At 56.5% G+C, this 18,818-nt stretch carries 16 protein-coding genes and 1 tRNA gene; 6 read left to right on the top strand and 11 right to left on the bottom strand.

Annotation, left to right across the window (positions count from 1 at the left end; genetic code table 11):
* Position 1 precedes the first annotated feature (1 nt).
* Positions 2–772: a helix-turn-helix domain-containing protein gene (locus GRX64_RS18250; protein WP_166269404.1), complete on the bottom strand. Its 771-nt coding sequence runs from the start codon at positions 770–772 to the stop codon at positions 2–4.
* 309 nt (positions 773–1,081) lie between these two features.
* On the opposite strand from GRX64_RS18250, the gene GRX64_RS18245 reads away from it, so the two are divergent.
* Positions 1,082–2,437, top strand: coding sequence for an MBL fold metallo-hydrolase RNA specificity domain-containing protein (locus GRX64_RS18245; RefSeq protein ID WP_166269402.1), 1,356 nt, complete (start codon positions 1,082–1,084; stop codon positions 2,435–2,437).
* Between the two features lie 65 nt (positions 2,438–2,502).
* Here the strand turns inward: GRX64_RS18245 and GRX64_RS18240 are convergent, their stop codons facing one another.
* From GRX64_RS18240 to GRX64_RS18220, 5 genes are all read right to left on the bottom strand, one after another.
* Entirely contained in the window at positions 2,503–3,396 is an 894-nt protein-coding gene (locus GRX64_RS18240) for a transporter substrate-binding domain-containing protein (RefSeq protein WP_166269400.1), read from the bottom strand.
* A gap of 285 nt (positions 3,397–3,681) precedes the next feature.
* Positions 3,682–4,542 carry an ABC transporter permease gene (locus GRX64_RS18235; RefSeq protein ID WP_166269398.1) on the bottom strand — a complete coding sequence of 287 codons (861 nt, stop codon included), beginning with the start codon at positions 4,540–4,542 and terminating at the stop codon, positions 3,682–3,684.
* Between the two features lie 3 nt (positions 4,543–4,545).
* On the bottom strand, positions 4,546–5,406 hold the full coding sequence (locus tag GRX64_RS18230) for an ABC transporter permease (RefSeq protein ID WP_166269396.1): 861 nt from the start codon (positions 5,404–5,406) through the stop codon (positions 4,546–4,548).
* Entirely contained in the window at positions 5,403–6,560 is a 1,158-nt protein-coding gene (locus GRX64_RS18225) for an ABC transporter ATP-binding protein (protein WP_166269393.1), read from the bottom strand. The genes GRX64_RS18230 and GRX64_RS18225 overlap by 4 nt, the downstream gene beginning before the upstream one ends.
* 73 nt (positions 6,561–6,633) lie before the next feature.
* Positions 6,634–7,674 carry an extracellular solute-binding protein gene (locus GRX64_RS18220; protein ID WP_166269528.1) on the bottom strand — a complete coding sequence of 347 codons (1,041 nt, stop codon included), beginning with the start codon at positions 7,672–7,674 and terminating at the stop codon, positions 6,634–6,636.
* A 312-nt stretch (positions 7,675–7,986) separates the two neighbouring features.
* On the opposite strand from GRX64_RS18220, the gene GRX64_RS18215 reads away from it, so the two are divergent.
* Positions 7,987–8,646: an energy-coupling factor ABC transporter permease gene (locus GRX64_RS18215; RefSeq protein WP_166269391.1), complete on the top strand. Its 660-nt coding sequence runs from the start codon at positions 7,987–7,989 to the stop codon at positions 8,644–8,646.
* Positions 8,647–8,765: 119 nt separating this feature from the next.
* Here GRX64_RS18215 and GRX64_RS18210 read toward each other — a convergent pair.
* A tRNA-Arg gene (locus tag GRX64_RS18210) sits at positions 8,766–8,842 on the bottom strand.
* 104 nt (positions 8,843–8,946) lie between these two features.
* Between GRX64_RS18210 and GRX64_RS18205 the strand changes: the two genes are divergently transcribed.
* Together GRX64_RS18205 and GRX64_RS18200 are read left to right on the top strand one after the other, a co-directional pair.
* Complete coding sequence (locus GRX64_RS18205; protein ID WP_235937746.1) at positions 8,947–9,648, top strand: TIGR04283 family arsenosugar biosynthesis glycosyltransferase; 702 nt, start codon at positions 8,947–8,949, stop codon at positions 9,646–9,648.
* Complete coding sequence (locus GRX64_RS18200; protein ID WP_166269389.1) at positions 9,629–10,276, top strand: TIGR04282 family arsenosugar biosynthesis glycosyltransferase; 648 nt, start codon at positions 9,629–9,631, stop codon at positions 10,274–10,276. The genes GRX64_RS18205 and GRX64_RS18200 overlap by 20 nt, the downstream gene beginning before the upstream one ends.
* A gap of 22 nt (positions 10,277–10,298) precedes the next feature.
* Here GRX64_RS18200 and GRX64_RS18195 read toward each other — a convergent pair whose 3' ends face one another.
* Entirely contained in the window at positions 10,299–13,151 is a 2,853-nt protein-coding gene (locus tag GRX64_RS18195; protein ID WP_166269387.1) for an insulinase family protein, read from the bottom strand.
* Between the two features lie 34 nt (positions 13,152–13,185).
* Positions 13,186–13,485 (bottom strand): hypothetical protein, encoded by a 300-nt coding sequence (locus GRX64_RS18190; protein ID WP_166269384.1) that lies wholly within the window; start codon positions 13,483–13,485, stop codon positions 13,186–13,188.
* Between the two features lie 378 nt (positions 13,486–13,863).
* On the opposite strand from GRX64_RS18190, the gene GRX64_RS18185 reads away from it, so the two are divergent.
* Entirely contained in the window at positions 13,864–15,849 is a 1,986-nt protein-coding gene (locus GRX64_RS18185; protein ID WP_166269381.1) for an SDR family oxidoreductase, read from the top strand.
* 373 nt (positions 15,850–16,222) lie between these two features.
* Entirely contained in the window at positions 16,223–16,825 is a 603-nt protein-coding gene (locus tag GRX64_RS18180) for a peroxiredoxin (protein ID WP_166269379.1), read from the top strand.
* 113 nt (positions 16,826–16,938) lie between these two features.
* Here the strand turns inward: GRX64_RS18180 and rnt are convergent, their stop codons facing one another.
* On the bottom strand, positions 16,939–17,595 hold the full coding sequence (rnt, locus tag GRX64_RS18175; protein ID WP_166269377.1) for a ribonuclease T: 657 nt from the start codon (positions 17,593–17,595) through the stop codon (positions 16,939–16,941).
* Positions 17,596–18,657 (bottom strand): dihydroorotase, encoded by a 1,062-nt coding sequence (gene pyrC, locus GRX64_RS18170; RefSeq protein WP_166269375.1) that lies wholly within the window; start codon positions 18,655–18,657, stop codon positions 17,596–17,598.
* Between the last annotated feature and the right edge of the window lie 161 nt (positions 18,658–18,818).

Below are 18,818 nucleotides of genomic sequence, written 5' to 3'. Positions count from 1 at the left end.
GTCACGGACGATCCATCAACTTGATCGCACTGATGCAGGGCTCTGCCGGCTGCTGCAGTTGTCTCTGTAGCGCTTCAATATCGAGCAACTCCACCGTGCGGCCATTCACCTTGACCAGATGCTGACTCTGTAGCCTGTTTAGTACGCGGCTGACGGTTTCTACGGCCAGTCCCAGGAAATTGGCGATATCACCCCGGGACATGGGCAGTGAGAAGCGGGTAGGGGAAAGCCTGCGACGAGCGTGGCGGGAAGACAGTGTCAGAAACAGCGACACAATGCGCTCATCTGCGGTGTTTTTGCTGAGCAACATACTCAGTTCTTCGGCGCCATGAATTTCTCGGCTCATCAGGCGAAAAAGGTAGCGCTGCAGATGCGGTAACTCCCGCGCCAACTGTTCCAGATGTTCAAATGGAATTTCACAGATAGCCGAGCGCTCCAGTGCTTCCGCAGAGCAGGCATAGGCTCCATCATTGACCCCATCCAGACCGAACATTTCGCCAGGAAGGTAAAAGCCAAGCACTTTTTCGTCGCCCCGTTCGCTCATCATCGACGTTTTCACGGCGCCGCTTTTAACCACAAAACACGACGTAAACGGGGCGTTTTGAGCAAACACTTTGCTGCCCCGGGCGTACATCGAATCGCGCTTGACCACAGCATCCAGTCGCGAAAGATCTTCACCTGCAATCGCCAGCGGTAAACACAAATTGCTTAAACCACATTGTTCGCAGCTTGATGACAACGGATTGGGGGAGCGGTTAGAAGTCAATTTCATAGTGATGTCCCTATTAGCAACAGCGGTTCCAGGAGTGCGCTGTGAGTGTTTGGATAAAGGGCCATAGACCAATTCACGAATGGAACACGTTTACTTCAGGCTAATCTTGGCGTTCGGGAGGTTCTGGGCTTTGCCCTCAGCAGAACCGTTCCATGGCACGCTTTGTCCTTACTATTAGCTGAATTGACCCAACTCAAAGAATGTTGTGGCTCTCAGGTTCATAATACCCGTAATTTATGGCTTTTGACTCCCGCAGTGTGTGAGTTTTTTGGTCAATGGTCCTCCCGGTGAATTTTGGGAATGAATGCCATGAGAATTACCTTTCTTGGCGGTGCAGAAACGGTCACAGGTTCCAAGTTTTTGGTAGAGACGGCGACCACACGCGTATTGGTGGATTGTGGCCTGTTTCAGGGTTATAAGTGGTTGCGTCGTCGTAACCGACAACCGCTGCCCCTTGATATCAAAGCCCTGGATGCAGTGCTGCTCACCCATGCCCATCTGGACCACTCCGGTTACATCCCCGTGCTGTACAAGCAAGGATTCCGTGGCCCGGTGTTCACCCATTTTGCGAGCGTTGAACTTTGCTCCATCCTGCTGGCCGATAGCGGCCATTTGCAAGAGGAGGAAGCCAGATACCTCTCACGTCACAAGCTCAGCAAACATGAAAAACCAGAACCACTATACGATCAGAATGACGCGGAAGCCGCGATGGCACTGTTCCAACCTGTAGCGTTCGAGCAGCCAAGGAACGTCGGGGATATCCGTTTTTACTTTCAGCCGGTGGGGCACATTCTCGGGGCGGCCTGCATTATCATGGAGGCTGACGGCAAGCGGGTTGGATTTTCGGGCGATGTGGGGCGCCAGAACGATATTTTCATGAATCCCCCCAGGCCTCTGCCTGAATTGGATGCCCTGTTGCTTGAATCCACCTACGGAAACCGACGCCATGAGGTCGAAGACCCTTTTGCCGAGTTGGCTGAGGTAATCAACACCACCATAAGCAAAGGCGGCCCCGTTCTCATTCCCTCTTTCGCTGTGGGTCGGGCTCAGGTGCTGCAATATATGCTGTCCCGCTTGATCCAGGAGCAGCGCATTCCAAAGCTGCCGGTTTATCTGGACAGTCCGATGGCGATTGATGTGTCTGAAATCTACTGGAACTACCCGCAGCAGCATAAATTGAGCCGGCACGACTGTGCCCAAATGGGCAGCTCCACCCTGTACACCCGGTCGGTCGACGCGTCCAAGGCGCTGGCTGATCAATTGTACCCCCACATCATTATTGCCGGCAGCGGCATGGCGACGGGCGGGAGAATTCTCCATCACTTTAAACGGCTGTTGGGCGATCCGAAAACCACCGTTATTTTTGCGGGCTACCAGGCCGGTGGTACCCGTGGAGCGAAAATGATGGCCGGTGCCGAAACCGTAAAAATCCACGGTGAATGGATTCCGGTCAAGGCCCGGATTGAGATGCTGGACGGTTTATCAGCTCACGGGGACTATGCAGAGATTGAGCAATGGCTCAGTCAGAGTGCGCTGGTCCCCGGCACTGCCATACACCTTATCCATGGTGAACCGGAAGCGTCGGAAACCTTTAGAGACTACCTGCGCCAGAAAACACGCTTTGCGGTTGAGGTCGCAAGCTACCAGTCCATCATTCGAATCTGATTCCCACCGGGCACCGAGGGCCTGCTGGCGCGCCCGGTGAAACGTCGGATGCCTGCGAATGGGCGCTAGAAGTCTGAACGCGCCGGGGTGTCGGCTTGAATGATGAAAGGATCAGCGAACGCATCTTTATAGCGCTGATAGAAGTAGTCTGGGCCCTTGTCGGTCAATACCCTGTTGATCTCCTGAATGATCCGTTTGCCAACCTCGGATTTTGAGCAGGCGGCGTACATGGTGTCGGTCCACCCGCTCATGACCAGCGGTATCATTTCCACCTCATCTTCACCAAATAGCCCGTTGGCTTTGAAATACGCCACCTCTTCCGGAAAGGCCAGCAGGCCATCGATAACATGGCGTGGATTGACGAGCAGACGGGCCAGGCCCTGAGTTTGATCCTCACCGTAGTGAGTGATCAGGCCGTCTTCCTCCTGCTGGCGTGCCAGGATGCCGTGGATTTCCGAACTGTAAGAGCGGCCGGAGGCCACGCCAAAATTGAAACGCCCGGACTGGATCAAGCGTTCCAGCTTCAGCCTGCCATCCTGCTGCCAGAAATCCTCCAGTCGGCTGGACTCACCCGACCGAATAACGAGTTGGGGCGGACGAAAGGACATTAAAGGCTGGGAAAAAACCATCTTGCCCAGTCGTTCCGGCGTTTTCACAAGGCCCGGTGCGCAGACGTCATCACGCACCATGATTTGACGGACAATTCGGCGGTAGTTCGCCGTCTCCACCGTGTGGGTGTATCCCGGTATTTGCTGAATCAGAGTGTGCAGGTGTTGATCTGCAATGCCGACAGGCTCACCAACGCTATTCTTGACATGGAAGGGTGGAAAGTTTGGCGTCATCCAGATCACAAGAGGGGCCGCAGACGGCTTGCTCGTGTTGGCACTGGCGCCGGCTGGCCACAACGCACCAACGAATAATAACAGGGGAAACAAATACGGCCTCAATAACACAGGCATTCAAAACACCTTACCGATGTACGGCGTGAGAAACGATCCATTGTGACTTTCTTTTTAGCAGTGCAGTAGTGCAGTGCCCCAATACAACGGCATTCGCGGTGGCACACCGACCAGTATCAACATACGCAGGGCTCGCGTAAAGGGATGAAAATTTGCCGTAAGCATCGGTGGGCATAAACTGCGTTGTCGCGGAGAACTGCGTCCGTGTTTTGTCGGAGCCGGTCGAACAAGGGTGCGGTCACAGAACCGCCGGGCGAGGCCGTGGTAGCGGAGGGTTGAAGGCGCCTAACGGGTTTGTTTGTTCGGTTTTCGCAGGGTCAGACCGACGAGCAGGCCTGATCCTGCCATCAACAACAGCGCAACGGCATTCAGCACTGGGGTTGAACCTTCCCGTAGCCGGTTAAACAGAGTCACCGTCAGGGGGGCATCGCTGCCGGTGAGCATCACAGTGGTATTGAAGTTTTCGAAGGACATCAGAAATGCCATGGCAGCCGCGCCCAGAATGGCAGGCAGCAACCAGGGCAGGGTTACGGTAAACCAGGCGACAAGAGGCGTGGCGCCGAGGTTCATGGCCGCCTCTTCAAGCTGACGGTCGAATTTGCGCAAGCGCGCCGCGATCACCAGGGTACACAGTGTTGTGATAAACGCCACCTGGCCCATGATAACCAAGGGTAAACCGGGCCGGAGACTGTCCCATTCAATACCCCAGGTGTCCGACAGCGCGTTCGCGGTGCCACTGAAAAAGACCAGAATCGAGACACCGAGGATAACCCCGGGAATAACCAGTGGCATCAACATCAGGATATAAAGGAATTCCTTGCCCGGAAATTGCCGTCGTTCAAATAAAATGGCGTTCAGGCACCCCAGCGTGACACTGACGAGGGTGACCCAGAAGGCAATGTGACCACTGGTGGCAAGGCTGGAGAGCAAACTGTCATCGTGGAACAGTCCCGTTCGCCCTGCGGAACCGTCGGCAAAAAACCAGTCCAGTGTGAAGCCTCGCCACGGCAGTGACGGAAACGGCGCGTCGTTAAATGAGAACACCGCCGTGACCAACAGTGGCAGTGACACATAAACAAAAAATGCCGCCAGATAGGCAAAATATAGCCTTTTGGACCAGGCGGGGCGGGGGACGGAGCGAATCATCGGCTACCCCATTACCCGACGAAAAGATTGTCCGCTGAGCCGCAGTCCCAACCAGACCAGCGCCGAGGACAACACCAGCAACAGCACCCCCAGCGCCGCGCCTTGTTCCCAGTTAAAGCGGGTAATGAACTGAGTGAAAATCTGTTCAGTGAACCAGGCGCTGTCTTTGCCTCCCATCAACACCGGCGTCAGGTAGCTGCCCAGTGTCAGCATAAACACCACAATACAACCGGAAGTAATCCCCGGCATGGTCCAGGGAATGACAATCTGCTGCAGCACCGTCCAGCTGTTGCCACCCAGATCGTAGCCCGCCTCCACCAGCGATTCGTCCAACCCGTCGAGGGTGGTCACCAGTGGAACCACCATGAACAGCAGGCCGTTGTAGACCAGTCCGGTCATGACGGCGATGTCGTTGTAGAGCATTTCTACAGGAGCATCCGTGAGCCCGACAAACTGTAGCCAGGTGCTGATCAGTCCGCTCTCCCGGAGCAGGATCATCCAGCCGTAGGTGCGCACCAGCTCACTGGCCCAGAATGGAATCAGGCAGGCGGCAAACAACAGCCCTTTGCTTCGCCCCCGGGCCAGGCGCGCAATGTACCAGGCCACCGGAAATGCCACGATCAAGGTCAGTAAGGTGGTAAAGAGTGACATCACCCCGGTGCGAACGAAGGTGCGCCAATAGTAGGACTCGCTGAAAAACGTCTGGTACTGCGCGACGCCCCACACCGAGCTGTCCCAACTTTCACGCACATGGAAGGACACCCAGAGCATTTGCAGGTGGGGGACGATCACTAACAGCAGCATCCACAGCAAAAATGGCGCCAGTAGCAGCCACAATGACAGGCGGTGGGCGACCGGGTTCATCCCGTACCACTCAGGAACACGGGGGCCCTCCTCGGATCCCAGCTCAATTCGGCGACGCTGCCGGCGGAGTAGGCGCCGAGCCTGCCATCCTGTGGCAATCTGGCGTACAGCGTTTGATCGCCAACGCGCATCTCAAGGCGACTGTTGGCCCCGTCAAACAGCGTTGTGGAAACCGTGGCCGAGAGTCTGGTTAATGACTGCTGCGGGTGGTCCTGCTTCACCGACATTGACTCCGGCCGCACAAACAGATCCACGGCCGCGCCGGCTGCCACGCCCGGCTCTGCAGCTCGACCCTGCACCGATTGGCCGTTGGCCAGGGTAATGGCGGCAATGCCGTTCTGAACGCTCGTAACACGACCCGGAAGCCGATTATTGTCGCCGACAAAGCTTGCCACGAAGGGTGTGGCAGGGTTGTGATAAAGCTCTTCGGGGCTGGCCAGTTGATCGAACCGGCCTTGTCGCATGACCGCCACCTGGTCCGACATCACCAGGGCTTCAGACTGGTCATGGGTGATGTAGACGAAGGTGGTGCCAAAAGTTTTTTGCAGGTGCTTGAGTTCAATCTTCATTTGTTCCCGCAACTTCAAATCCAGTGCGCCCAGCGGTTCGTCCAGTAGCAGCAGTGTCGGCTCCAACACCAGGCAGCGAGCCAGTGCAACACGCTGACGCTGACCTCCGGAGAGCTGGTGCGGGTTGCGATCGGAAAGTTCAGGCAATCCCACCTGGGCCAGAACCTGCTTGATCCGTTGTTGACGCTCGGCGGTTTTCACGCCTTGGCGTCTGAGGCCATAGGCAATGTTCTCGGCAACGGTCATGGTCGGGAACAGCGCCAGATGCTGAAAGACCATGTTGACCGGGCGCCGGTTGGGCGGCACCTCGTTCATGCGTTGATCGCGGATGTAGATATCGCCGCTGTCGGGTTGTTCGAACCCGGCCAGCATGCGCAGCAAAGTGGTTTTCCCGCAGCCTGAAGGCCCCAATATCGAGAAAAACTGCCCGGGGGGAATGGTCAGCGAGATATGGTCAACCGCGGCGGTGTCGCCAAAACGGCGCACCAGGCCACGGCATTCGAGATCGGCGCAGTTCCTATCACCATCCTCTCGATTGACAGGCTCTCCATCGACGGACTTTCGATCGGCATTGGCAGGTGTCATAAGTCGGAGTCAGTCCTGGGGGTGAGCCGGCGAGCCGCGTCGTGTCCGACGCGACCCGCAGCGTATACAGGGGTCAGTTTGCGGCCTGAATCCGGTCCAGAACGCGGCCTTCGATGGTTTCGAGTCCGGCCGGCACTGGTGGATACCATTTGATGTTTTCCAGGGCTTGCTGATCAAAGCTCTGATTGTAAGCGTCACGCAGAGTGGGGGTGACGAAAGCCTCGGAGCCCTTGGAGGCGGTGAAATTTCCCGCAGCGGCGGTGATCCGGGCAGCCACTTCGGGCTGCATGACGTAATTGATCCACTGATAGGCCGCGTCTTCGTTTTCGCCTTTGCGTGGCAATGCAAAGGTATCAATCCAGCCCAGAGCGCCAGACTTGGGGGCAATAAACCGGATGTCGGCGTTTTCGGCGTTGAGCTTCCAGCCCCCAGCGTCCCAGGCCATGGCGGCTTTCACTTCACCGGTGCGCAACAGCGCCAGTAACTGGTCGCCACCGGTCCAGTACGTCTTCACATTGGCTTTGCAGTCGATCAGCTTTTGCTCAACCTTGGCCAGCAGGTTCTCGTACTCAGCGGTGTCGTTGTAAGCGGCGAACGGGTTCTCCCCCATAGCAAAGGCAAAACCGATCAGGGTCGGACGTTTCAGCCGGTAACTTATTTTACCCGCCAGGTCAGGTTTGCACAGGTCGGTGTAATCCTGAACCTCACCCGCGACGTCGTTGTGAACAATCAAACCACTGGTGCCCCAGACTGCCGGTACTCCGTAGACGTTGTTGTCCAGTACCGTTGATTCTTTGGTGGCCTTCAGCATGCTGGGCTGGATGAGATCGGTGTTGATCTTGCTCAGATCGATCGGGCGGTACAGGTTGAACTGGCGCTGCACTCCGACAATACGATCCTGACTTGGTTGCGCTAAATCAAAACCTGAGCCCCCAGTGGCACGGAGCTTGGAAATCATGTCCTCGTTGTTCGACAGGGTCACTTGCACGTCGATGCCTGTCGATTTCTCGAACTCCGCGACCACGTCGTCCGGTGCGTACCCGCCCCAGGTGATCAGGCGAAGTTCCGCAGCCTGTGCCGATCCTATCAGGGTGACGGCCAAAACAGCCCCCATTGCCCACGCTCCGGTATTACGAACCCAATACTTATCCATGTTGACGTCCTGTGTGGTCGTTCGTTTGTTAAAGGCGTCGCCAGATAAAAACGATAGGCGATCCCGTGCCTGTTGAAACTATAGAAGAGATTTGACGGATTTGTGACAAGCCGTTCAAATACCAGTGACAACCGTCTCGTGGCTGGCATCAGAGCCCTGGGTGTGGACCTGAACGTGCCTGGCGCATTACAGAGTCAACACGCGTAGCTGCGACGGAATGGGGGCACGGTTGATGAAGTTTCGCTCAACTCTACGGCCTTTCTGGATGTTGTTATGGGTATGACCGAGAATTTGCTGTCCAGCACCCAATGGATCCTGACCACGCTGCTGTTCGCCGTATTGTCAGTTCGGGCCGCCCGAACCGCGGACTGGAGCCGGCTTAAGTCGGACACCGCGCTGCAACACAGTTTTTTTGGGGCGGCGGTGGCGCTGGGATTTCTTTGGCAACTGCGGGCCGGCGTCACGCCCGGGCTGTCCATCCACGTATTCGGCATGACGGCGGTGACGCTGATGCTGGGCTGGAGCTTGGCTGTATTCGTGGGGGTGTTGGCGTCAGTGATGGTGGTTATTACCGGTCGGGAACCTTGGTTACTGTTGCCCGCCAATGTACTTATTACCGTAATGATTCCGGCTCTGGTCACCTACGCCATTATGCTGTGGGAGCGTCACAAGGCGTTTGAAAACTTCTTTGCCTACATCTTTTTTTGCGGTTTTTTCGGTGCCGGTGTTTCGGTGGCCGTGGCAGGGTGTGTCATGGTGCTGTTGCTGTGGAGCGCTGGAGTTTACGACTGGAGCGAACTGGTGCACAGCTATCTGCGTTACCTGCCACTGTTTATGATTCCAGAGGGCTTTGTAAATGGCGCGGTGGTGACCGGTTTCATGGTGTTCAATCCGGAGCGTTTATTGACGCTGGACCCGAGGCGGTATCGGTAAAGGTGCGTGGCGTGTGGTTATCGGGAAGCCGGCCATTGAGCCAAGCGAGCCCGGACTCAGTTCTCGGGGATTACTTTAACAGCAGGGCTGACGTTGTCGGGTGGTGTTTGGATGGATAATGGTGTCCCAGGCAGGATTCGAACCTGCGACCTGCCCCTTAGGAGGGGGCTGCTCTATCCAGCTGAGCTACTGAGACGTATCGCGGCAAGGGCGGTATGATAGCGGGACAATGCGGTTGTCTCAAGCTGAGTCCGCTTTTCTGCATGATACCATTGGTTTTTATCCAAGGAGTTGGCGGCCGTGAGTGCGCCCAAAGTTAGTATTATTGTGCCGGTCTGGCAGGAGTCATACGCCATTGAGGCGGCACTGAATGCGTTGAAGCCCTGGCGTGACGCGGGTCATGAAGTCATCGTGGTGGATGGCGGGAGTAACGACGGTACCCCTGAGAAAGCGCGTTCCCGTTGTGATCGGCTGATCACCACTGAACCCGGGCGAGCCCACCAGATGAATGCCGGAGCGGCGTGTGCCCAAGGGGCTGTGCTGGTGTTTTTGCACGTCGATACGCGGCTACCTGACGGCGCTGCAGGGCACCTGGCGGCGTTTTACGCCAGCCCACGGCAATGGGGCCGGTTTGATGTCACGTTGAGCGAGCGTCGGCTCTTGTTCCGGATGATTGCTTGGTTTATGAATCAGCGCTCCCGACTGACCGGCATCGCCACCGGCGATCAGGCGATCTTTGTACGTCGCACAACGTTTGACGCGTTGGGTGGGTTTGCCTGCATTCCGTTGATGGAAGACGTTGAGTTCTGTCGGCGGCTTAAATTAACGTCACCGCCATTTTGTATCCACGAGCCCGTGGTCACCGACAGCCGCCGCTGGCAACAACAGGGTGTCTGGCGCACCATCGGACTGATGTGGCGCCTACGCTGGCGTTATTGGCGCGGCGACTCCCCCGATTCCCTGGCAAAGGTCTACCGCTCCGATGTTCGAAATCTCAAATAACGTTGTGCCCACTACGGTGCTGATACAGTTTGCCAAATGGCCCGAGGCGGGCCGGGTTAAAACCCGGTTGATTCCGGCGCTCGGTGTGCAAGGCGCGCTTGATGCTCACTGCCGTTTGACCTTAACGGTGTTGGGCCATCTGCTGGCCTCCGGCCGCGCCGTGGAATTCTGGTGGGACCGGGCTCTGGCTCAGCCGCCAGCGTCCGCCCGGCCGGTGGTGTCTGAAGTCCGGGCTGCGAGCTTGGTGGAGAACGTCCAGATGGGGGCGGATCTGGGCGCCCGAATGCACCAGGCCTTGGCACAGAGTCTTCAGACTCGCGATAAGGTGCTGATTATCGGCAGCGACTGCCCGTCTGTTGATGCGCCTTACATAGAAGCGGCATTGGCCGCACTGGATCACAGCGATGCCGTCATCGGACCGTCTGAGGATGGCGGTTATGTCTTGCTGGGCGCCCGGCGGGTGGCGGAAGGCATGCTGGTCGATATCGAATGGGGCAGCGCCAGGGTGCTGGGCCAGACCTGTGAGCGCATGACAGCCTGCGGGCTTACCTACCAGTTGCTGGAGCCCCGCTGGGATGTGGATGAAGCCGAGGATTGGGAGCGGTTTGTCCGGCAACCCCCGGCCTGATCGAGTTGGAACCTGCGCCGGGTTATTGCACCGCTGGCCGTTTTCTCAGGCGTTCGATAACCGCAGTGCTGTTACCCCCGGTTTTTGCGGTCACCACTTTCAGGGCTTTCGTGCGTTGCACGACAACCGCCTGATAGAGGGCGGTAAGCTGCGGCTTGTCGATGCGGTTGATCGCATCAACCATCTTTTCACGGGAATCAAACTGCGTCGCTGAGCGATCAATTTCGCGCCAATAACGTTCCGATACATCGCCCAGGGTTCTGTCCTGGTCAAGCAGGCTGCTAATGACCGCTCGTTTTTGAACCTCGAATTCCTTGCTCGTCATGCTGTTGAGGGTCTTCTCAAAACTGTCTGCAAAGGCTCGGGTGGCCGCATCAATTTGTTGCGCCGACGCCTCGGGTGACTGAACGATAAAACCGATGGCCGGGGTTTCCAGTATTTCATAAGGCGCTGCGTACACCACATAGCCTAACTGCTGCTGGGTACGAATCTGCTCATAGAAGGGGGCGCTGAGAATCTGTGCCAGCAGTCGGAATCTTGCCCGTTCATCGAACGAGGTACTGTCGCCTTGCACATAGAGCGCATAGCCGGTGTCGGGGTGGTCGACCTCAATGATGGCCTCGGTTTCGCCACCCGGCAGTGACCGGACACCGCTACGCGGCACCGCAATGGGCTGGCTGGCGTCGAGCACCAATGCCTGAACCATGCGGGCCAGGTTGAGCGCCGAGGCCGGAGTCAGGTTGCCATGGGCCAGCATCACCGGGTCGGTTTGTCGGGTGAGCAAGTCGGCAAACCGTCTCAGTTCATCGAGGCTGACATCGTTGGCCGCGGCCAGTTTTTCTTCTGCGGTCCAAGAGCCTTCAATCAGGGCGTTCTGAATGACACCGGAGGCCTGTTCCACCGGTCGCTCCCGGAACTGGTTTTTCAGGTTGTCGACCAGTTGCCGGCGGGCGATGTTAAAGCGCTGCTCGGAAATGGTGGGAGCGGCGAACTGACTCAGGATGCGCGTCAGCAGGGTATGCAGTTTGTCGCTGTAACCGCCGACGCGAATCGTCACGCCTCGCAAATGGGTGTAGACGTTGTAATTCAGACCCGCCAACTGGGCCGGATAAGCCCAGGCGTTCAGGTTGGTGTTGATCGCGTCCACCAGCAGCTGGGTCAACACGTGGCTTCTGGCGGAGGCCCGCACGGCAGGCGAACGCAGGCTCAAATACACATTGGCCTTCGGCGTGTCGAACTGCACGTCTTTGGCGAACCACAGCTCCAAGGCCGAGTCGGAACCCGGCAGCAGGCGCTCAGGCTGAGCCATGGTTGCGCCGGACACCATGGCCAGGTCCTCGGGGATGAACGGGTTCGGTTCCGGTAAGTCCAAGCGGTCTGCCAGCTTGGGAACGCCTGCTCCGATGAGAGCATCCAGATTGATACGGTTAAAGCTGTACGCGGCGTCATACCAGGTTGTACGTTGGCTGTTGGCCCCGGGCGATTGTGGCGACAGCACCGAGACAATCACGTTCTCGGGTGTGAGTCGATTCAGAATGTCCCGGTATTGCTCGGGCTGGTACGAGGCCATAATCCAGGGCGCTTGCAACACATCGACGGGCGCAACATGCTGCAGTTGCATGGCAAGCCGGCTGACCTGGTGTATGGGGGACGAACGCTCCTGAAACCGAAAACCGATATCCGCCAGCCGCTGCATTTCGTCAAATTGCTGTCGGGAAATACCCTGTTCACGGATTTTCTCAATGTAGGCGAAGGTGAGGCGGATAATATCATCCCGTCGCGCCAAACCCTGGGGAGTCAGCGTCATGTTGATGTCCAGGGTGGAGTACTCACCGGTGTCGATGCCGTTACCGGCGGACAGACTTTCCACCAGGCCCTCGGTTTTCAAGGTATCCAGTAAGCTTCCAGGGCCTTCGTGACCGAGCAAATTCGAGACATAGTGATCCGGCTTGCTGCGATACAGCACTTGTTGCGACGGAATCGGGAAGGTCAGGGACAGGCGGCGAATATCCTTGAGCGCTTCAATCTCGACCAGCGCAGGCAATTTGCTGTTGTCTAGTAGCGGAGCGGTATGCGTTTTGGCCGCCAGCTCGCGGTTGGCGATGGCGGTGAATCTTGGCCGGACCATTGTCTCCAGCGTATCGAGCGACTGGGGGCCGTAAACCACCAGCGTCATCAGGTTGGCGGAATAGTGATTGCGCCAAAACGTGACCAGATCGACCCTCAGCGGCCGCTCGGGTGTGTCCTCCAGTGTGGTGAGATTGCCAACCGCAAATTGGCTGAAGGCGTTTTGCGGATTGGCAATGGCTTTTTTCACCGAGTAAGCGCGCCGACCGTCATCCTTGAGAGCAGAGGTGTATTCCGAATGCACGGCCCGGCGCTCTCGCTCCACCAAATCCCCAGTGAACAGGGGCGCAGCAAACTGCTGGGCAAAACGGTCCAGTGCCGGCTCCAGGTGCTCGGCCTGGATCTCAAAGAAATAGTTGGTGTCCTGAAAGGCCGTAAATGCATTGTGGCTGCCACCGTGATTTTTTATAAACTGCTGGTATTCTCCTGCCTCAGGGTATTTTTCGGTACCCAGAAAAAGCATGTGCTCGAGGAAATGGGCCAGACCCTCGCGATCGGCCGGGTCGTCGCCACTACCAACGGTGATATCCAGCGCCGCCGCCGCTTTATCGGCATCGGGGTCGGAGACCAGCAATACCTTTATGCCATTGGCCAGCGCCAGGTAGCGATAGTCATTGCCATCATTGGGACTTTTGACGGGCGATACGGCCGCGTTCGCCGCGACCGTGACCAGCAGAAAAAGTCCGGTGATCAGGAAGCCACTCAGCCCCCTTGATGATCCAGAGCGCCGGCTAGGGGTGATCCGCATGGATATTATCCTTCAGTCAGAACGTAGGCCAGGTTCAGTGAATAACTGCTTTGTGGACGCTGGCGGGTTGCTGGTCCAGCGTCTTGCGAGCCAGGCTGCTCGCCGCATCCACATCAAGCTCGCCAGAACCAATACGTTCAAGTACGGTGGCCATGACCGCAACGGATTGCCGGTACTCTGCAAATTCCTCCTGAAACGCATGGTCTATGGCTTCGTAGACTGCCTGGATTTTCTGTTCTCGGGAGCCATTGTTTGACGCGGAATCATTGATGGCTTTCAGGCAGGCACGGGCGATGGAAATATAGCGTTCGGCATTGTCTTTCTGGTTTGGCATGAAAGGAATCCAGGCTTTAAAAATGAAAATGAGGTTGGTGGCTGATTATGTCATTGCCGGCAACCGTTTTCATATCTATCTCACAATCCGTCACCCACGGCTGACGGTCGTAGGCGTCTTAACCATGCACGCTCACAAGCCTGTGCTAATCTCAGACTATGCTGGGTTTAGAGGCAGGCTGTGACGGGCACATGTCTGAAAGATTTTTAGAGTTTTTGCTCTATGAAAATCAACAAGTTAAAGAGTATTTGCTCTAATAAAATTGAATACATGAAAACTGCAATTAAGTACAATGCGGGTCGCTTAACAGGGCGTCACCGCAAAATAAAACTGCGGTTGAACGCAGGACATTACAATGACAAGTAGGATGGAGTATTCATGAACTATTTTTTGACGGGTGGAACTGGGTTTATCGGTCGGTTCCTGGTGGAGAAACTGCTGGCCAGAGGCGGTACCGTCCATGTTCTGGTTCGGGAGCAATCTCAGGGTAAGCTCGACACGCTCCGCGCACGCTGGGGTGCCAGTGACGATCAGGTCAAGGCCGTGATAGGCGATCTGACGCAACCCAATCTGGGGTTGGACGCAAAAACGTTGAAAGCCCTGAAAGGCAACGTGGACCATGTGTTTCACTTGGCTGCTGTGTATGACATGGGCGCTGACGAGGAGGCCCAGGCAGCAACCAACATCGACGGCACCCGCAATGCCGTGGATGCGGCTGCGGCCATGAATGCCGGCTGTTTCCACCATGTGTCGTCAATTGCGGCCGCTGGCCTGTTTAAAGGCACCTTCCGCGAAGATATGTTCGAAGAAGCAGAGAAGCTTGACCATCCTTACCTGAAAACCAAGCACGAATCGGAGAAGGTGGTGCGCGAGGCCTGTTCGGTGCCTTTTCGTATCTATCGCCCCGGCATGGTGATTGGCCATTCAAAGACCGGTGAAATGGACAAGGTCGATGGTCCGTATTACTTCTTCAAGATGATTCAGAAAATTCGGAACGCCATTCCGAAGTGGGTGCCGACAGTTGGTATTGAGGGCGGCCGCTTAAACTTGGTGCCAGTGGACTTTGTTGTGAATGCCATGGACCACATTGCGCACCTGAAAGGTGAGGACGGCAACTGCTTCCATCTGGTGGACTCTGATCCCTACAAAGTGGGCGAGATTCTCAATATTTTTGCGGAAGCAGGGCATGCACCGCGCATGGCCATGCGTATTGATTCGAGAATGTTCGGGTTTATTCCGCCCTTCATCCGGCAAAGTGTGAAAAACCTACCCCCGGTCAAGCGTCTGACCGGTGCAATCCTGGACGATATGGGCATTCCGCCCTCGGTATTGTCGTTCATAAACTACCCGACCCGGTTCGATGCCCGCGAAACGGAACGTGTCCTGAAGGATACCGGCATCGGCGTGCCGCGGCTGGACAGCTATGCGCCGATCATCTGGGACTTCTGGGAGCGTCATCTTGACCCGGACCTGTTCAAGGACCGCACATTGCGGGGTTCCGTCGAAGACCGTGTCTGTGTGGTCACCGGCGCAACGTCTGGCATCGGTCTGGCAACGGCACACAAACTGGCGGAAGCCGGCGCGATTCTGGTCATTGGTGCGCGTACGCAATCCAAACTGGATGAGGTGACGGCGGAACTGGAGGCCAAAGGTGCCAGTATTCATGCCTATCAGTGTGACTTCTCGGACATGGAAGACTGTGATCGGTTTGTTAAGACGGTACTGGATAATCACGGCCAGGTAGATGTGCTGGTGAACAATGCGGGCCGGTCGATTCGCCGTTCTCTGGCGTTGTCCTTCGATCGGTTCCACGATTTTGAGCGCACCATGCAGCTTAACTATTTCGGCTCAGTGCGCCTGATCATGGGCTTTGCGCCCAATATGCTTGAAAACCGTCGCGGTCATGTGATCAATATTTCATCGATCGGTGTGTTGACCAACGCGCCACGCTTTTCAGCCTATGTGGCCTCTAAGTCGGCGCTGGACGCGTTCAGCCGCTGTGCGGCATCCGAGTGGTCGGATTACAACGTGAATTTCACCACAATCAACATGCCGCTGGTGAAAACACCGATGATCGCACCGACCAAGATCTACGATTCGGTTCCAACGCTGACGCCCGAGGAGGCGGCGGACATGATCGCGGATGCTATCGTGTATCGTCCAAAGCGCGTGGCAACGCGTTTGGGCATCTTTGCCCAGGTACTGCACGCACTGGCGCCAAAAATGGGTGAGATCGTGATGAACACCGGTTATCGGATGTTCCCGGACACGCCCGCCGTTGGCGGCGTTCGGAAAGGTGAAAAGCCTCGTGTCTCCACCGAGCAGGTGGCGTTTGCTGCCATCTTGCGGGGTATATACTGGTAGTGTGCCTGGGAGGTGGGCAGGTGCGTTGCGCCTGTCCTCCTTTTGCGTTTGCCCCGGACGATCGTTACCTGGCAGGCGACGGTGACAACCACAACCACAACCACAACCACAACCACAACCACAACCGAAAACTCGGATACCTCATGCCAGTGGCTGCGTCAAAGCGCGGCCACCTCTCCGTGTCTAAAATATCCACAGCTCGTTGACAGGGCCCGCTACCCGTTGACGGTGCTTACAATCGGTTAATAGTGCTTATAACCGCTTGAATTTCATTCTTTCGGCACCACAATATGAACGTTAAACAAATTCCTAACGTCGGGCTCTCGCCCGATTTTTTTATGACTTCTATCAAAGACCAAATGGAGATTGCATTATGGGCGTATTAGTAGGTAAACCTGCTCCGGATTTCACCGTACCGGCGGTCATGGGCGATGGCACAATCGTCGATGAGTACAACCTGGCTGAAGCCATCGAAGGTAAGCCTGCGATCCTTTTCTTCTATCCCCTGGACTTTACCTTCGTGTGTCCTTCAGAGCTGATTGCCCTGAATAAGCGCATGGATGCCTTTGAAGAGCGCGGTGTCGAAGTCATCAGCGTGTCCATTGATTCGCACTTTACCCACAACGCTTGGCGTAACACGCCAGAAGATAAAGGCGGCATTGGTAAGGTTCGTTACACCATGGCCGCGGATATGAACCACGACATCGCCAAGGCGTTTGATGTGGAGTCCGAAGGTGGTATGGCCTTCCGTGGTGCCTTTTTGATCGATAAGAAAGGCGTTGTGCGGTCGCAAATCATTAACGATCTGCCGCTGGGCCGAAACATCGATGAGCTGGTGCGTCTGGTTGACGCTCTCCAGTTTCACGAAGAGCACGGCGAAGTCTGCCCAGCAGGCTGGACCAAAGGCGACAAAGGTATGGATGCATCCCCTGAGGGTGTTGCCAAGTACTTGTCAGAGAATGCTGGCGGTCTGTAATTTGACCACCGCATAAAAAACCCCGCTTGATGCGGGGTTTTTTATGTTTGCAGCAACCCGGTGGTACAACCCTTGACGGTAAAGTCGTACGATGGCCGGGTGTCGCGAAAGCTTCAGCTGTTTTCGGTCTCGATCACCGGGGGAGGGAAGCCGCCCAGTTCCTTCCACCGATTAACAATGCCACAGAACAAATCGGCCGTTCTTTCCGCGTCATAGGCAGCAGAATGAGCTTCTTTGTTGTTGAAGGGGATGCCGGCCAGTTTGCACGCCTGCGCCAGCACTGTATGACCATAGGCCAGGCCAGCCAGAGTGGCGGTGTCAAACGTCGAGAAAGGGTGAAACGGATTGCGCTTGATGTCGGCGCGTTCTGCCGCGGCAAACAGGAAGTTGTGATCGAAGGTCGCATTGTGGCCCACCAGCACTGCACGCTTGCAGCCCTGCGCTTTCACAGCTTTGCGGATTGCGGTAAATACCTCGTTGAGGCCTTCATGCTCGGGCACGGCATCCCGCTCCAGGTCCCATGGGTCAATACCCGTAAAGTCCAGCGCTGACTGCTCCAGATTGGCACCATCAAACGGGTCAATGTGCTGCACAACGGTCTCTGCGCGGTGCAACAAACCATCGTCGCCCATTTCAAGAATGACGGCTGCCACTTCAAGTAGAGCGTCTGTGCGGGCATTAAATCCGCCGGTTTCGACGTCTACCACAACCGGCAGGAATCCGCGAAAGCGGCCCGCCATAGGGGACGGCTGGTTTGTTTCGTCAGTCACTCAAACTCCTTGGATTTGATCGGGCGTGGGCGCCAGGCGCCAGCGGATGGTCTCGCCAGCCCGCAAAGGCACAATGTCTTCGCTGCCCAAAGGCAACCTTTCAGGTACAGACCAGGTTTCTTTGACCAGCGTTATGGTGTCGGTGTTTCGGGGCAGACCGTAAAAATCGGCGCCGTTCAAACTGGCAAATGCTTCAAGCTTGTCCAGAACGCCAAGGTCTTCAAAGGCCTCGGCGTAGAGCTCAATGGCACCGAAGGCAGAATAGCAACCTGCGCAGCCGCAGGCTGCTTCTTTTCGGCCGCGGCTGTGGGGAGCTGAGTCGGTGCCGAGAAAGAACCGGTGATCACCACTGACCACAGCATCCTGGAGCGCCTGCTGGTGCCGCTGCCGTTTCAGAATAGGCAAACAATACAGATGGGGGCGAATGCCACCCACCAGTAAGTGGTTACGATTGTACATCAAGTGCTGAGGTGTGATGGTGGCGCCAAGGTTGCCGCGGCTGTGGCTTCGCACAAAGTCGGCAGAATCGGCGGTGGTAATGTGTTCCAGAACAACACGCAGAGCGGGGAACTGGTCCAAAATGGGGGCCAATACGCGCTCAAGAAAGACCTTTTCGCGATCAAAGATATCAATGTCATGGTCAGTGACCTCGCCGTGCACCAGCAGCAGCAAACCGCAATCGGCCATGGCGGCCAACACCGGATAGATCTTGATCACGTCAGTGACGCCTGAGGCCGAATTGGTGGTCGCACCCGCAGGGTAGAGTTTGGCGGCCACAATACCGGCCGCCTGAGCGTCACGAATGTCCTGGGGGGTTGTTTGCTCGGTAAGGTACAACGTAACCAGCGGGTTGAATGCCTGAAAGGGGCCTCGCGCCGTCATGATCCGCTCGCGGTAGGCCTGTGCCTCGCCAGCGGTGGTGATGGGGGGTGTCAGATTGGGCATGATGATAGCCCGGCCAAAACATCGGGCGGTAGCGGGGACTACGTCCGCCAGAACATCGCCGTCCCTGACGTGGAGATGCCAGTCATCAGGGCGGGTTAGGGTCAGTCGCTCGGTCATGCAGCAGCAGTTCCTGGTCACAGTCGTGTAAACGCTTCCGGCCAGGGTGTGAGCCTGAACAGGTCTAAGCGGTGGTATCTCGATTGGCGAGAGTATACCAGAAGCGGTTTTCTATTGGTTGCCAGTGGGGCCTAAAGAATCGATTGAAGTGGCCGTTAACC

It is taken from the genome of Marinobacter caseinilyticus (assembly GCF_011074955.1).
Taxonomy (GTDB): domain Bacteria; phylum Pseudomonadota; class Gammaproteobacteria; order Pseudomonadales; family Oleiphilaceae; genus Marinobacter; species Marinobacter caseinilyticus.
The sequence above is the reverse complement of the archived record's forward strand: the minus strand, read 5'-3'. Positions and strand labels throughout refer to the sequence as shown.